This is a genomic window from Actinopolyspora lacussalsi, assembly GCA_030803735.1.
In the GTDB taxonomy this organism is placed as follows: Bacteria; Actinomycetota; Actinomycetes; order Mycobacteriales; family Pseudonocardiaceae; genus Actinopolyspora; species Actinopolyspora lacussalsi.
This window is the reverse complement of sequence record JAURUC010000001.1, coordinates 2,801,320-2,814,761: the sequence shown is the minus strand read 5'-3', so window position 1 is coordinate 2,814,761 and position 13,442 is coordinate 2,801,320. Positions and strand designations below refer to the sequence as shown.

At 68.5% G+C, this 13,442-nt stretch carries 12 protein-coding genes; 6 read left to right on the top strand and 6 right to left on the bottom strand.

The window, feature by feature from the left end; translation table 11 throughout:
• Positions 1 to 144: 144 nt before the first annotated feature.
• The 6 genes from J2S53_RS12470 to J2S53_RS12445 form a co-directional block, all read right to left on the bottom strand.
• Positions 145 to 1,668: a nucleobase:cation symporter-2 family protein gene (locus J2S53_RS12470; RefSeq protein WP_456241108.1), complete on the bottom strand. Its 1,524-nt coding sequence runs from the start codon at positions 1,666 to 1,668 to the stop codon at positions 145 to 147.
• 165 nt (positions 1,669 to 1,833) lie between these two features.
• A complete protein-coding gene (gene pucL / locus J2S53_RS12465) occupies positions 1,834 to 2,724 on the bottom strand; it encodes a factor-independent urate hydroxylase (protein ID WP_092979452.1) in 891 nt (296 codons plus the stop codon).
• 7 nt (positions 2,725 to 2,731) lie between these two features.
• Positions 2,732 to 3,082, bottom strand: a complete 351-nt coding sequence (gene uraH / locus J2S53_RS12460) for a hydroxyisourate hydrolase (RefSeq protein WP_092979453.1) — start codon at positions 3,080 to 3,082, stop codon at positions 2,732 to 2,734.
• Positions 3,079 to 3,606, bottom strand: coding sequence for a 2-oxo-4-hydroxy-4-carboxy-5-ureidoimidazoline decarboxylase (uraD, locus tag J2S53_RS12455; protein WP_456241107.1), 528 nt, complete (start codon positions 3,604 to 3,606; stop codon positions 3,079 to 3,081). The genes uraH and uraD overlap by 4 nt, the downstream gene beginning before the upstream one ends.
• A 417-nt stretch (positions 3,607 to 4,023) precedes the next feature.
• The gene (locus tag J2S53_RS12450; RefSeq protein WP_130468297.1) at positions 4,024 to 4,380 is read right to left on the bottom strand and encodes a helix-turn-helix domain-containing protein; all 357 of its coding nucleotides are present in this window, start codon (positions 4,378 to 4,380) and stop codon (positions 4,024 to 4,026) included.
• Between the two features lie 8 nt (positions 4,381 to 4,388).
• Positions 4,389 to 4,643 carry a thiamine-binding protein gene (locus J2S53_RS12445; protein ID WP_456241106.1) on the bottom strand — a complete coding sequence of 85 codons (255 nt, stop codon included), beginning with the start codon at positions 4,641 to 4,643 and terminating at the stop codon, positions 4,389 to 4,391.
• Between the two features lie 158 nt (positions 4,644 to 4,801).
• On the opposite strand from J2S53_RS12445, the gene J2S53_RS12440 reads away from it, so the two are divergent.
• From J2S53_RS12440 to alc, 6 genes are all read left to right on the top strand, one after another.
• Complete coding sequence (locus J2S53_RS12440; RefSeq protein ID WP_456241105.1) at positions 4,802 to 5,599, top strand: hydroxypyruvate isomerase family protein; 798 nt, start codon at positions 4,802 to 4,804, stop codon at positions 5,597 to 5,599.
• 552 nt (positions 5,600 to 6,151) lie between these two features.
• On the top strand, positions 6,152 to 7,030 hold the full coding sequence (locus J2S53_RS12435) for a 2-hydroxy-3-oxopropionate reductase (protein WP_456241104.1): 879 nt from the start codon (positions 6,152 to 6,154) through the stop codon (positions 7,028 to 7,030).
• A 316-nt stretch (positions 7,031 to 7,346) separates the two neighbouring features.
• Complete coding sequence (gcl, locus tag J2S53_RS12430; RefSeq protein ID WP_456241103.1) at positions 7,347 to 9,023, top strand: glyoxylate carboligase; 1,677 nt, start codon at positions 7,347 to 7,349, stop codon at positions 9,021 to 9,023.
• 211 nt (positions 9,024 to 9,234) lie between these two features.
• A complete protein-coding gene (locus J2S53_RS12425) occupies positions 9,235 to 10,359 on the top strand; it encodes a glycerate kinase (RefSeq protein WP_456241102.1) in 1,125 nt (374 codons plus the stop codon).
• Between the two features lie 434 nt (positions 10,360 to 10,793).
• Positions 10,794 to 12,167, top strand: a complete 1,374-nt coding sequence (gene allB, locus J2S53_RS12420) for an allantoinase AllB (RefSeq protein ID WP_456241101.1) — start codon at positions 10,794 to 10,796, stop codon at positions 12,165 to 12,167.
• Positions 12,164 to 13,333, top strand: a complete 1,170-nt coding sequence (alc, locus tag J2S53_RS12415; protein ID WP_456241100.1) for an allantoicase — start codon at positions 12,164 to 12,166, stop codon at positions 13,331 to 13,333. The genes allB and alc overlap by 4 nt, the downstream gene beginning before the upstream one ends.
• The last annotated feature ends 109 nt before the right edge of the window (positions 13,334 to 13,442 follow it).

The window sequence follows — 13,442 nt, the reverse complement described above, 5'->3', positions numbered from 1 at the left end:
GCGAAGCGGGGATCCGGTCGTGCGGACCGGATCCCCGCTTTTCGGGAGAGTCGTTCTTCGGAGGCCCTCGGGGCGGCGGTGCTTCGCAGCGGCACCGATCATCCGGCCGTCGGGGTCATCTCGTCGAGCGCTCGCGAACCGCTGTCAGCCGCCGCGTTCGGAGTCCTGCGCGACGCTGTTCGGTCTGGGGGTCGGAACCGGCCCCGCCTGCGTTCCACCCGCACCCACCTCCTCGGGCTCCGCGGTGTCGGCCGAGACCACCGCTGCCGCGCCTTCCGGGGCCTCGTCCGCTCCGGAAGCCGGGTGCTCGTCCTGTTCGGAGCCTCGCGTCCCGTTGAACAGCAGGTTCAGCGCCAGCGCGGCCAGGCAGCCGGTGCTGATGCCGGAGTCCAGCACGGTACGCAGCGCGGCGGGGAAGTGCTCGTAGAAGTCCGGCGACACGATCGGGATCATGCCGACCCCCACCGCCCCCGCGACCACCAGCGAGTTCAGCGGGTTACCGAGATCAGCCTTGCCCAGCGTGCGCATCCCGCTGGAGGCGACCGAGCCGAACAGCACCAGCGCCGCACCGCCCAGCACTGGCTGCGGTACCAGCGAGACCACGGCGCCGACGATCGGGAACAACCCGAGCATGATCAGCACGCCACCCGCGGCCGCCACGACGAACCTGCTCTTGACCCTGGTCAGCGCGACCAGCCCGACGTTCTGCGCGAACGCGCTGCAGGTGAATCCGCCGAACACCGCGCTCAGCGCGCTGCCCGCGCCGTCGGCACGCAGCCCGGCCGCGATCGTCTGCTCGTCGGCGGGGCGGTCCACGATCTCGCCCAGCGCGATCATGTCCGCGGTGCTCTCCATCATCGCGACGAGCATCACGATGCAGATGGAGATCGTCGCCGTGAGGCTGAACGCCGGAGCGGCGAGTTCGAACGGCATGGGGATGTCGAAGATCGGGGCCTGCGCGAAGGTCGAGCTGTCCACCGCGCCCAGCGGCCACGCCACGAGGGTTCCGATGACCAGGCCGATCAGCAGTGCGATCCGGTTCCAGAAGCCCTTGAGGAACCTGTTGAGCAGCAGGACCAGTACGAATGTCCCAGCCCCGAGGCCGACCCGCAGCGGGGAGGCGAAGTCGGCGGCCTCGCTGTCGTTACCGGCTATCCAACCGATCGCGACGGGGAACAGCGACAGTCCGATCAGCGTGATCACGGTGCCGTTGACCAGCGGCGGGAAGAAGCGCACCAACCGGGAGAAGTATGGTGCGGCGATGAAGGCGAGGATCCCGGCGATCAACACCGAGCCATAGACTATGGACAGTGCTTGTTGCTGGTCGTGCTGCGCGACGATGGCCAGGATGGGGGCCACGGAGCCGAAGGTGACGCCGTTGACGAACGGCATGCGCGCACCGACCCGCCAGACACCGACCGCCTGCAGCAGGGTCGCGATTCCCGCCGTCAGCAGGCTCGCGCCGATCAGCAGCGTCATCCGGAGCGGGTCCAGCCCCAGTGCCTGGCCGATGATCAGCGGGGGCGCCACCACACCCGCGTACATCGCGGCGATGTGCTGCACACCGTAGGCCAGCAGTTTGCCCGGCGGAAGTACCTCGTCCACCGGATGGGAGTCCTGTCTTCCGTTTCTCGTGCCGCGATTGCGCCTACTGATGAACAGGGGCATTGGGTACTCCTGGGCCACGGAGGAAATATGGGTTAGCTAAATCAATTCTCTGCGAAATCTCGAATCAGGCGTTGCCGTCGAGTAACGGTGTGGTTTCCGAAGAAAAAGACGAAAGGTGAAACAACGGGGTCGCCGGTTCTGCTTCCGGCGACCCCGGCGGCGGAATCAGAATTCCGGCAGGCTGTACCAGGCTCGCGGTGCCTCGTCGACGTCGTCGCGGGTCACGGTGCCCTCGATGAGTCCGTAGGGGCGGTCGGCGGCGAAGAAAACCTCGTTCTCGTTCTGCATGCCGAACGGTTCCATGTCCACCAGGAAATGGTGCTTGTTGGGCAGCGACATCCGTACTTCGGCGACCTCGGGATGCTTTTCCAGCACTGCCTTGCCCATTTCGTGCAGGCTCTGCTGCAACGCGTAGCTGTGGGTGGTGGCGAATGTTTCGAGCATGGTTTCCCGGATCGAGCCGAAGCTCTTCGCCCAGTCCACATCGTTGCGCAGGTAACGCCACCGGGCCGTGACCGCCGTGGCGAGAATCCGGTCCTCGGTCTCGCCCAGCGTGGTGAACCGGTCCTTGGGATAGCCCCAGAACTCCGAACCCGTGGACTTCAGCACGACCAGGTCCTTGAGCCCGGAGACCACGTGCGTCTCCGAACCGTCGATGGTCACCGCGGTGGTGCGCTTCTCGTCGCTGGACCTGGCGAACGAGTGGTCGTGGCCGGTGCCCGCCACCGGGATGCGCTCCCAGGCGTACTCCTCGACGAGGATGCGCGCGCCCTTGACCGGCTCCTGGGTGTCGATGAAGTGCCGTCCGAGCCGTACCGCGAAGTCCTCGATCTCCCCGACCGGCTGCTCCTTCGCCAGGCCGTAGACCGTGTTCTTCTGGGTGTCGGTCGGCAGCACCTTGGCGTTGTCACCGGTGTAGTGCGTGTCGTCGAAGTCACCGCGCAGCGCGGTGCTGACGTTGAGGTCCTTGATGGTGTGCCTGCTGCTGCCCCGGTTGATCGTGACGATGCGGCACTCGGACTTGCCGTACTGGTTGGGGCCCATGACGATGCCCATGAGCTGATCAGCTCCCTCGGTATGTGGAATATGCGAACGGGCTCAACAACAGCGGAACGTGGTAGTGCTGCTCCGCGTCCGCGAGGCGGAAGGTGATCTGCACCTGCGGATAGAAGGAGTCGACGCCCAGGCGTTGGAAGTACGTCCCTGTTTCGAAGGTCAGCCGGTAGGTGCCTTCGGTCAGCCGGCTCGGTCCGAGCTGTTTGGCCCTGCCGTCGTCGTTGGTCACGGCTTCGCCGAGTGAGGTCCACCCGTCCCGCGTGGCCTGCTCCAGCGCGACCTCGATCCCCGCGGCGGGCAGCCCCCGGGAGGAGTCCAGGACGTGTGTGGTGACGGCACTCGTGGTTGTCTCGCTCACGCTTCGATCACTCTCGCCAGCCGTAGTCTCGCGATCTTGCGCAGTTCGTCGGCGACGACGCGCAGCTCGGTCTCGGGGTCGTTGTCCAGTCGGGAACGCAGGATCTCCAGCAGCTCCGGTCCGCCGCGTCCGCTCGCGCACACCAGGTAGACGTGCCCGAAGCGGCGTTCGTACTCCTCGTTGGCCTCCGCCAGCTCCACGGCCAGCTTGGTGTCGTCCGCGTCGACGCCGGACTGCTCCCGGCGGGACCACGAGGCCGAGGTGTCGTTGCCGCTGGATCGCTGGCCGATCCTCGGATGGGCGGCCAGCGCGGAGTGGATCTCCGACTCGGTGAGCTCGTTCGCCGCGCGGTCGGCCGTTTCGTAGAGCTGGTTGTCGGACTCGTAAGGCCGGTTGTCGGCCAGCTCGTTCGCCCAGCGCTGCACATCGAGGCAGGCCAGCAGTTTCTTGACGAGCTCGGGCCGGGGCAGGCTGTTGAGCCTGGCCAGTCCCGGGCCGGTACCGGTGGAAGACGGTGCTGACATCGGTGTTCCCCACGGATTCGCGTGGTTGTTCTCCTCGGGTTCACCCGCGTGTTCCTTCGGAGCGGTTGGTGGCAAAAGTTAAGACCGCCCAACCGAGGGTGTCAACACTTTGTTGAAAGTTGCTGGTCCGCGCTGTGCGTTCGCACAATGATCGCAGTTCCGGTGCGTGGCGTTCGGCCGAATCGCCCGGTTCGGGGCGGCTGCGCGTGTCGGTGTCGTGCTACTGCGTTCGGAGCAGTGCCGCGATCGGGGCTGTGCGGCGTGTGCCCGTTCGGCGTGGCGGCGATTTCTCGCGAAATCGCCGCGCCCGGTCGAGAGGGAAACCGCGGCCCGGCGGGGGAGTGCGGCGCGGCCGGGGCCGCTGGGAGGCGTCGGCGGGGCGATGTCTAGGGGCGTCGAGGGGCGGACGCCGGTTGTTCAGGAGCGTTCGCGGTTGAGGTAGTTGTACACGGTGAAGCGGCTGACCCCGAGTTTCTTGGCCACGGATTCCACCGACTTGCGCAGCGTGAAGGCGCCGCGTTCCTCGAGCAGGCGCACGGCACGCTGCTTGTCGGCCCGTGAGAGGTCGGCCAGGCCCGCGCCCAGCTCGGTCTCGACCTGCGCGATCAATCGATCCAGTGCGCTGGTGAGCTCCTCGTTCGGCATCCGGACCGCGACGGCGGGCACACCGTCCCAGTAGAGCAGCACGTCGTCGGATTTCCGTTCCTCGACCGGCACCGTTCTGGCGCCGATCCGGCTGAGCAGCGGCTGGATCGCGGAAGTCAACGGATGCACGTGAAACCTCAACCGTCCTGGGGTGTGTCGTCGATGCTGACCTGCAGGGTGATTCGGTCCGCCCCCGCGTCCAGGGTCCGTTCCAGCACCGCCGACAGCGCCGGAAGTAACACTGTCCGGTCCCCGCTGATGGCCGTGCCGAGCGGACCGAACTCCGGTTCCAGGCCGGACTCGCGCAGCGCGTCCCGAGCCACGGCCGCGTGTGCGGGGGGATCGCCCTCGCCCTCGAACGGTTCCGTCGTGAACTCTGCTCTGAGTCGCATCGAGCACCTCCGCTTCCGTCCGGCCCCGTCGTACGCCTCATCACGGTAGCCCGCCGGTGCGAGGGGTGTTGACCCTGTCGTGGACACTCAGTATTCTATCGCTGTACGAAATAATAATTTCACTTCGTGAAATAAAGGTGAATCAAGGGGGCACACGGATGCATCGCTTCCCGTACGCAGTCAACACGTCGATCCTGTTCACCGAGCTCGACGTGTTGTCCCGACCGGCGGCGGCCAAGGCAGCCGGTTTCGACGCCATCGAGTTCTGGTGGCCGTTCTCCGAGGCCGTTCCGGGCGACGGAGAGGTCGACAAGTTCGTCCGCGCCGTCGAGGACGCCGGTGTCTCCCTGGTCGGGTTGAACTTCTTCGCCGGGAACATGCCCGCCGGGGACCGTGGCGTGCTCTCGCACCCCGCCAGGTCCGCCGAGTTCCGCGACAACGTCGACGTGGCGGTGGGAATCGGCGCACGGCTGGGTTGCACCGCCTTCAACGCCCTCTACGGCAACCGGATCGAGGGCGTACAGCCCGCCGAGCAGGACGCCGCGGCCGTGGAGAACCTCACCGTCGCGGCGAAGGGAGCCGCGCGCGTCGACGGCACCGTGCTGATCGAGCCGGTCAGCGGCACCCCCAGCTATCCGCTCAAGAAGGCCGACGACGCGGTCGCCGTCATCGACCGGGTACGTGAATCGGGCGGTGTGGACAATCTGCGACTGCTGTTCGACCTGTACCACCTGATCGCCAACGGTGACGACCCGGCAGCGGCCATCGACAACCACGCCGCTCGGATCGGGCACGTCCAGATCGCCGACGCCCCCGGCCGCAACGAGCCCGGCACCGGCCAGGTGGACTTCGACCACTACTTCGCCAAGCTGCAGCGGGCGGGCTATCGCGGGCACGTGGCGCTGGAGTACAAGCCCAGCGGTACCAGTGCCGACAGTTTCGGCTGGATCTATTGAGTGTCAGCGAGGCGGCTTGTCGGGTGGTCGGTTAGCCGTCACGTGAGTCGGCGCCTTGCTGTGTTGGGCCGGCTCTTGAGTAGCGACCTACGCGGCGAGCGGCCCGGCCTCGCAATGCATCCGACTCACGCACCGGGGACACCCGCGCTGCGACACTCACGGTCGTTTCTCAACGGACGGTTCCGGTGCAGCGGCCTCAATTTCTCGCGAAATTGACGCCGCACGGGAGAACCCGCTGCGGTGCCGACCGCTGGGTGGTGGGAGCTCGGCTCCGCACCGCCGAGGGCGCGGCGATTTCGTGGGAAATTGACACCGCACGGGGCCGTGTCGCCCTGGCGGGACGACGATTTCGCGAGAAATCGACGGCCCCCGGGCGCGTCGCGGGGGTGCACCAGGCCCCGGTGACGGTCAGAGCGGCGATGGCCAGAGCCGGACGTGGCTCGCCGGGAAGACACGAAGCCCGTTGTGCACCCCGTCGAATCGTGTTGCCCGGCCGAGCGACCGGCCGGCGAGAGTGAACTCGAATACTTCAGTGACGAGAGGAGAAACGCGATGACCAAGGTAGGGTTCGTCGGACTCGGCATCATGGGTGGCCCGATGGCCGCCAACCTCGTCGACGCCGGGTACGAGGTAACCGGTTACAACCGCAGCAACGCCAAGGTGGAGAAGCTGGTCGCCGCGGGCGGCAAGGGGGCGAGCACCATCGCCGAGGCCGTCTCCGACGCCGAGGTGATCATGACCATGCTGCCCGACTCACCGGACGTCGAGACGGCGGTGCTCGGTGACGACGGCGTGCTGGCGCACGCCCCGGACGGCGCGCTGCTGATCGACTGCAGCACCATCCGCCCCGAGGTCTCGCGCAAGGTCGCCGAACAGGCGGACAAGCAGGGCGTCCGTGCGCTGGACGCCCCCGTCAGCGGTGGGGAGCAGGGCGCCATCGACGGTGCGCTGTCCATCATGGTCGGTGGTGGGACCGAGGCGTTCGAGGCGGCGTCCGGAGTGTTCGACGTGGTGGGCAAAACCGTGGTGCACGTCGGCCCGGCCGGGTCCGGTCAGACGGTCAAGGCCGCCAACCAGCTCATCGTGGCGGGCAACATCGCGCTCGTCGGTGAGGCCCTGACCTTCCTGGAGGCGCAGGGAGTCGACACCGAGTCGGCGTTCCAGGTGCTCGGCGGCGGACTGGCGGGCAGCAAGGTGCTCGACGCCAAGAACAAGGGAATGCGCGAGCGCAGCTTCAAGCCGGGATTCCGCATCGAACTGCACCACAAGGACCTGGGCATCCTGCAGAGCGCGGCCCGCGAGTCCGGCGTCGCCACCCCGGTGGGCAGCCTCGTCGCGCAGCTCATGGCCGCGGCCGTGGCCCAGGGGGACGGCTCGCTGGATCACTCCGGGTTGTTCCGGCAGATCGCCCGCCTCAGCGGCAGGGAATGACCGGCGAGCTAACCCCGGTGGGCGAACCCCCGCCGCACGATTTCCGAGGGAGGGTGGCACCAACGCCGCCAAGCATCCGGGCCACCCACCCGTCGGAACAACCCCGGTGCGTGCGGACGGACTCCGGACCGTCGTCGCGTACCGCGCGGAGCGGAGAACTCCGCACCCCACACGGCTCGGACGGCCGCTGTCGTCCCGGCCCCCACACCGAGTGTCACCACGGCAGGTTCGCACTCCGCGGCACCGTCGGGCAACAGTGCCGCCGCGAACCCGCCGCATCGGAGAGGTCGTGCATACCATGCCGAAGGTTCCCGTCATGCAGGCTGTCGTCGACGTCCTCGAATCCGAGGGAGTCGACGTCGCGTTCGGCTGCCCCGGGGCGGCCATCCTGCCGCTGTACGCGGCGATGGAACACCGCGACATCGAGCACCTGACCGTTCGCCACGAGGAGGGCGCCACCCACATGGCCGACGGGTGGTCCCGCACCAACGGCAACGTGGGTGTCGCCATCGGGACCTCCGGTCCCGCGGGCACCAACATGATCACCGGTCTCTACACCGCCCAGGCCGATTCCGTGCCGATCCTGTGCATCACCGGTCAGGCCGTTTCCGACAAGCTGCACCAGGAAGCGTTCCAGGCGGTCGACATCGTCGACATAGCCAAACCCGTCACCAAGTGGGCGGTGCAGGTCAAGGAAGCCGCCCAGGCGCCGTGGATCTTCCGGGAGGCTTTCCGGGTCGCGCGCTCCGGCAGGCAGGGGCCGGTGCTGATCGACCTGCCGCTCGACGTGCAGCGGCAGGAGATCGAGTGGGACCCGAGCATCGACGCGCCGTTGCCGATTCACCGGGTTGAGCCGCATCAGCCCCGGGTGGAACGCGCGCTGGACATGCTGCAGCGGGCCGAACGTCCGCTGATCCTCTCCGGCGGTGGTGTCGTGCTGGGCGAGGCGCACGAGCGGCTGCGCGAACTCGCCGAGCTGCTGGGCATCCCGGTGCAGGTCACCCTGATGGGCAAGGGTTCCTTCCCCGAGGACCACGAGCTCTGGGCGGGTATGACCGGTATCCAGACCAGCCAGCGCTACGGGAACCAGTCCTTCATGGAGTCCGACCTGGTGCTGGCGCTGGGTGCGCGCTTCGGTGACCGGCACACCGGAGCGTTGGACGTCTACCGTGGTGAGCGCCGGTTCATCCACGTCGACATCGAGCCCACTCAGCTGGGCAAGGTGTTCGGCCCCGATCTGGGCGTCGTCTCCGACACCGGTCCGTTCCTGGACGCGCTGCTGGAAACCGCCCGGCGTCGCTCGGCCGGACCCCGGTTCCACTCCTGGGTGGACCGGGTCAACGAACTCAAGAAGACCCACACCAGGCCGGACGACTACGACAGTGTGCCGATCAAGGCCCCCAGGGTGTTCCGGGAGATCAACGAGATCTTCGGCCCGGATACCTACTTCACCACCGCGATCGGGCTGTACCAGATCTGGTCCGGGCAGTTCCAACGCACCCACAAGCCCAGGCACTACCAGGTGTGTGGGCAGGCGGGCCCGCTCGGCTGGGAGATTCCGGCCGCGATCGGGGTCAAGTCGGCCGAGCCCTCGGCCGAGGTCGTCTCGGTGGTGGGGGACTACTCCTTCCAGTTCCTCGTGGAGGAGCTGGCCGTGGCCGCGCAGTACGACGTCGGTTTCGTGATCATCATGCTCAACAACGAGTACCTCGGGCTGATCCGGATGGCCGAACAGGGCTACGGCATGAACACCGAGGTCGACCTGCACTACGACGAGCACGGCACGGACAACGTGAAGGTGATGGAGGCCTACGGTTGTTCCGGGCGCCGCGTGCTCGATCCCGCCGAACTCGGCGAGACCATCGAGTGGGCGCGCAAGGAGGCCGTGGCCACCAGCAGGCCGGTGCTGGTCGAGGTGATGATCGAGCGTGAGGCCAACACCGCCAACGGTATCCGTATCGACGCGATGAACGAGCCGGAACCGGTCGGCTGATCGGGTTTCCCCGCGTCGGGCCGGGCCACTCCGTCCGGCCGTGTCCACCCGTGCCGCCCGCCGCCCCGGACTCCTCACCCGAACGGGCGGCGGGGCGGTACGGGTTCCGAGACCGGGGTCGACCGAACGGTCGACGCCAGGGGTGCCCTCTGCCTCGGTGCCGGGCTTAACTGGCAGGGGGCACCCTCTTTTCGAAGATGCGGAGCGTGTTGTGACTGGTCATGTTCTCGTCGCACCGGACAAGTTCAAGGGATCGCTGTCCGCGGCCGAGGTCGCCGAGGCGGTCGTCGCCGGTCTGCGCGGCAGAATGCCCTCGGTAGCGGTCCGCGCCAGCCCGGTCGCCGACGGCGGCGACGGCACCGTGCGGGCCGCGCTGGCCACCGGGCGGTTCGAACACTCGCCCGTGCGGGTGACCGGGCCGACCGGCAGGAGAGTGAGCGCGGAGATCGCGGTCAGCGATACGACCGCGGTCGTCGAACTCGCCTCGGCCTCCGGGCTCGCGTTGCTCGCACCAGGCGAGTTCGATCCGCTGCGGGCCTCCAGCCACGGGACCGGGGAGCTGATCGCCGCCGCCCTGGACGCCGGGGTGAGCGAGATCGTGCTCGGTGTCGGCGGCAGTGCCTGCACCGATGGTGGGGCGGGCATGCTCACCGCGTTGGGGGCCCGGTTCACCGATGCCGCCGGGAATCCGCTCGCACCCGGCGGTGGGGGTCTCGAACGGATCACCGGTGCCGATCTGTCCGGTTTGGACCCGCGCTTGGCGGGTGTGGACCTGGTATTGGCATCCGATGTGGACAACCCGCTGTGCGGTTCCTCCGGCGCCGCGCACGTCTACGGGCCCCAGAAAGGCGCGAGTTCGGAGCAGGTGCGGCGGCTCGATGGTGCGCTGGAGCGGTTCGCCGAGGTCATAGGCCGTGTCACCGGGGATTCGTCCGCCGATCGTCCCGGCGCCGGTGCCGCGGGCGGCGTGGGGTACGGCGCCATGACGGCGCTGTCGGCGAGATTCCGCTCCGGTAGTGACGTGGTGCTCGAACTCGTCGACTTCGACCGCGATCTGGCGGGCGCCGCGCTGGTGGTCACCGGGGAGGGCGCGTTGGACGAACAGACCCTGCACGGCAAGGTTCCCGCGGCCGTGGCCGCGCGCGCCGCCAAGGCGGGCGTGCCCACGGTGGCCGTGGCGGGCAAGTGCTCGCTGTCCCGGCAGCGCCTGCGGGACGGCGGTTTCGCGGCGGTCTACGCCCTGGCGCATCTGCAGCCCGACCCGGCGCGTTCCATCGAAGGTGCCGCCGCACTCCTCCACCGAGTAGGCGAGCACATCGCCGACGACTTTCTGTGATGTCCCCGGCTCGGGCAGCGTGGTTGCGTAGCCGGTACGTGAGTCGGCGCCTTGCTGTGTCGGGCCGCTCTTGAGTAGCGACCTACGCGGCGAGGCGGCCCGGCCTCGCGATGCATCCGACTCACGCACCGGGGTTCCCTGCGCTGCGATCCGCACGGCTGCTTCCCGACGGCGGTCTCAGGGGTGTCGATTTCGCGAGAAATCGACGCCCCAGCACGGCGGTATGGCCTCGGCTCCGTCAATTTCTCGCGAAATCGCCGGGCGGTGGGACGTCGTTACCCGAGGTCGGGGCACCCGCAGCGAGAGCCGTGCGAGAGGTTCCGCCACCTACACCGCTACGCAGATCGAGCGGCTCACGGTTATCCGACAGGGGTTGACCGAACGGGGGACAGGCTTCAACATTCTGTTGAAAATTTAGTTGGGAGGTAGTCGCGGTGGTCGAACCCGTCAACTCCTCGGCTCCGGAATTCGACGTCGTGTTCCGTGCGCGGAGGTTGATCGGTCCTAACGGTGAGGTATCCGGCAGTGTGGGCGTCCGGGAGGGACGCATCGCGGCCGTCGAAGCCCTCGACGCCCCGATGCGGGGTGCCCGCACCGTCGAACTCGCCGAGGACGAGGTGCTGCTGCCCGGGATGGTCGACAGCCACGTGCACGTCAACGATCCCGGCCGCTCCGAGTGGGAGGGGTTCCCCACCGCGACCCGCGCGGCGGCCGAGGGCGGTATCACCACGATCGTCGACATGCCGCTGAACTGCCTGCCCCCGACCATCGACGCGGGGTCGTTGGAGGTCAAGCGCGAGGTCGCCCGGAACAACGTGCACGTCGACGTCGGTTTCTGGGGCGGCGCCGTGCACGGCAACCTCGACGAGCTGCGCGGGCTGCACGAGAGCGGTGTCTACGGGTTCAAGTGCTTCCTGCTGCACTCGGGGGTGGACGAGTTCCCGCCGCTGGACTCCGCGGAACTGGAGCGGGCGCTGCGCATCGTCGCCGAGCTGGAAGCGACGATGATCGTGCACGCGGAGGACTCCGACGCCATCGAGCACGCACCGAGCGCGCACGGTGAGAACTACCGCGACTTCCTGCACTCCCGCCCGCGCGGGGCCGAGAACATGGCCATCGCCCAGGTGCTCGAACTCGCCCGGCGTACCGGCGCCCGCGTGCACATCCTGCACCTGTCCTCGTCCGACGCGCTCCCGATGATCGCCTCGGCACGTGCCGACGGGGTTCGGGCGACCGTGGAGACCTGCCCGCACTACCTCTCCTTCACCTCCGAGGAGATCCCGGACGGCGCCACCCAGTTCAAGTGCTGCCCGCCGGTGCGCGAGGCCGCCAACCGCGAGTTGCTGTGGCAAGGACTGGCCGACGGGATCATCGACTGCGTGGTCAGCGATCACTCGCCGTGCACCCCGGAGCTCAAGCGGCTGGACATCGGCGACTTCGGCGTCGCCTGGGGAGGTGTCTCCAGCCTGCAACTCGGCCTGTCGGCGGTGTGGAGTCAGGCCAGGTTGCGCGGTTTCGAGCTGGCCGACGTCGTTTCCTGGATGTCCGCGGGCCCCGCGAGGGTCTCGGGGCTGCGTGCCAAGGGGGCCCTCGCGGTCGGTTCCGACGCCGATCTGTGCGTGTTCGCGCCGGACGACGCCTATGTGGTCGACGCGGAGAAGCTCCACCACCGCAACGCGGTGAGCGCCTACCACGGTCGGGCCCTGGCCGGGGTGGTGCGTTCGACCTGGCTGCGCGGCACACCGATCGCCGGTCCGGAAGCCGGGACCGCCCCCGCGGGCAAGTTGCTCAACCGAGGAGAAGCATGAGCCGGAACCAGGACACCACGAGCGAGGATTCGTACCGTTCCTCGTTGCCCGATCTCGCCTCCCGGGTTTACGGCGGATCGGCCGGTTACGCCAACGACGAGCTGTTCGCCGAGCGGGAGAACCTCCTCAAGCCCGAGGAACCCACCTACCAGCCCTACAGCTTCGGCCACAAGGGACAGATCTACGACGGCTGGGAGACCCGCAGGCGTCGCGAGCCCGGTTTCGACTACGCGATCGTCCGGCTCGGCCTGCCCGGCCTGATCCGCAGGCTCGTCGTCGACACCTCGTTCTTCAAGGGAAACTATCCGCCGGAGGTCTCGGTGCAGGCCTGCGCGGTCGAGGGGTATCCCGATCCGGGAGAGCTCGAACACGCGGAGTGGGAGGAGATCCTGCCGCCCAGTCCGGTCGAGGGCCATACCCGCAACGTCTTCGACGTTGATCCGCCGCACCGCTACACCCACGTCCGGCTGTGCATGCACCCGGACGGTGGTATCGCCCGGTTGCGGGTGCACGGTGAGCCGGTGGCGGATCCGCGCTGGGTCTCCGACCGCTTCGACTTGGGCGCGTTGGAGAACGGCGGCCGGGTCACCGGTTGCAGCAACATGTTCTTCTCCTCGCCGTCGAACCTGTTCGCTCCCGGGCTGGCACGCGTGATGGGTGAGGGCTGGGAGACAGCGCGTCGCAGGGACGACGGCAACGACTGGGTCTCGGTGCGGCTGGCCGCGGCCGGGACCGTGGAGCGCGCCGAGGTGGACACCAGCCACTTCAAGGGCAACGCGCCCGGCTGGGCCGCGCTGTCCGGCTGCGACGCCCGCGAGCACGATCCGGACGATCCCGCGTCCTGGACGGAGCTGCTGCCGCGCACCAGGCTGCGACCGGACACCTGCCACCGGTTCCGGCTGCCGGTACGTGCCGAGGTCACCCACGTGCGACTGGACGTGTTCCCGGACGGCGGGATGGCCCGGTTGCGGCTGCACGGCCGGGCGGCCGAGGACGGGATGCGGCACCTGGTGGCTCGGTGGTTCAACCATTTGCCGCCGGTGCAGGCCCGAGAGGTGTTGACCGGAGCGGCCGGGCCGGGCGAGGGCGCCGCCGAGACGCTGCTCGCGCGGAGGCCGATCTCCGAGGACGCGGCGCTTCCTCCCGAGCTCACGGCCCTGCTCTGAGTTCGGCGCGCCGCGCCCGATCGTGCGGCTCCCCCGCGGAAGCCGCGGGCACCGGGTACGGATGTCAATTTCTCGCGAAATCGCTGTGCCGCCGGTGTCCGTGTCCCAC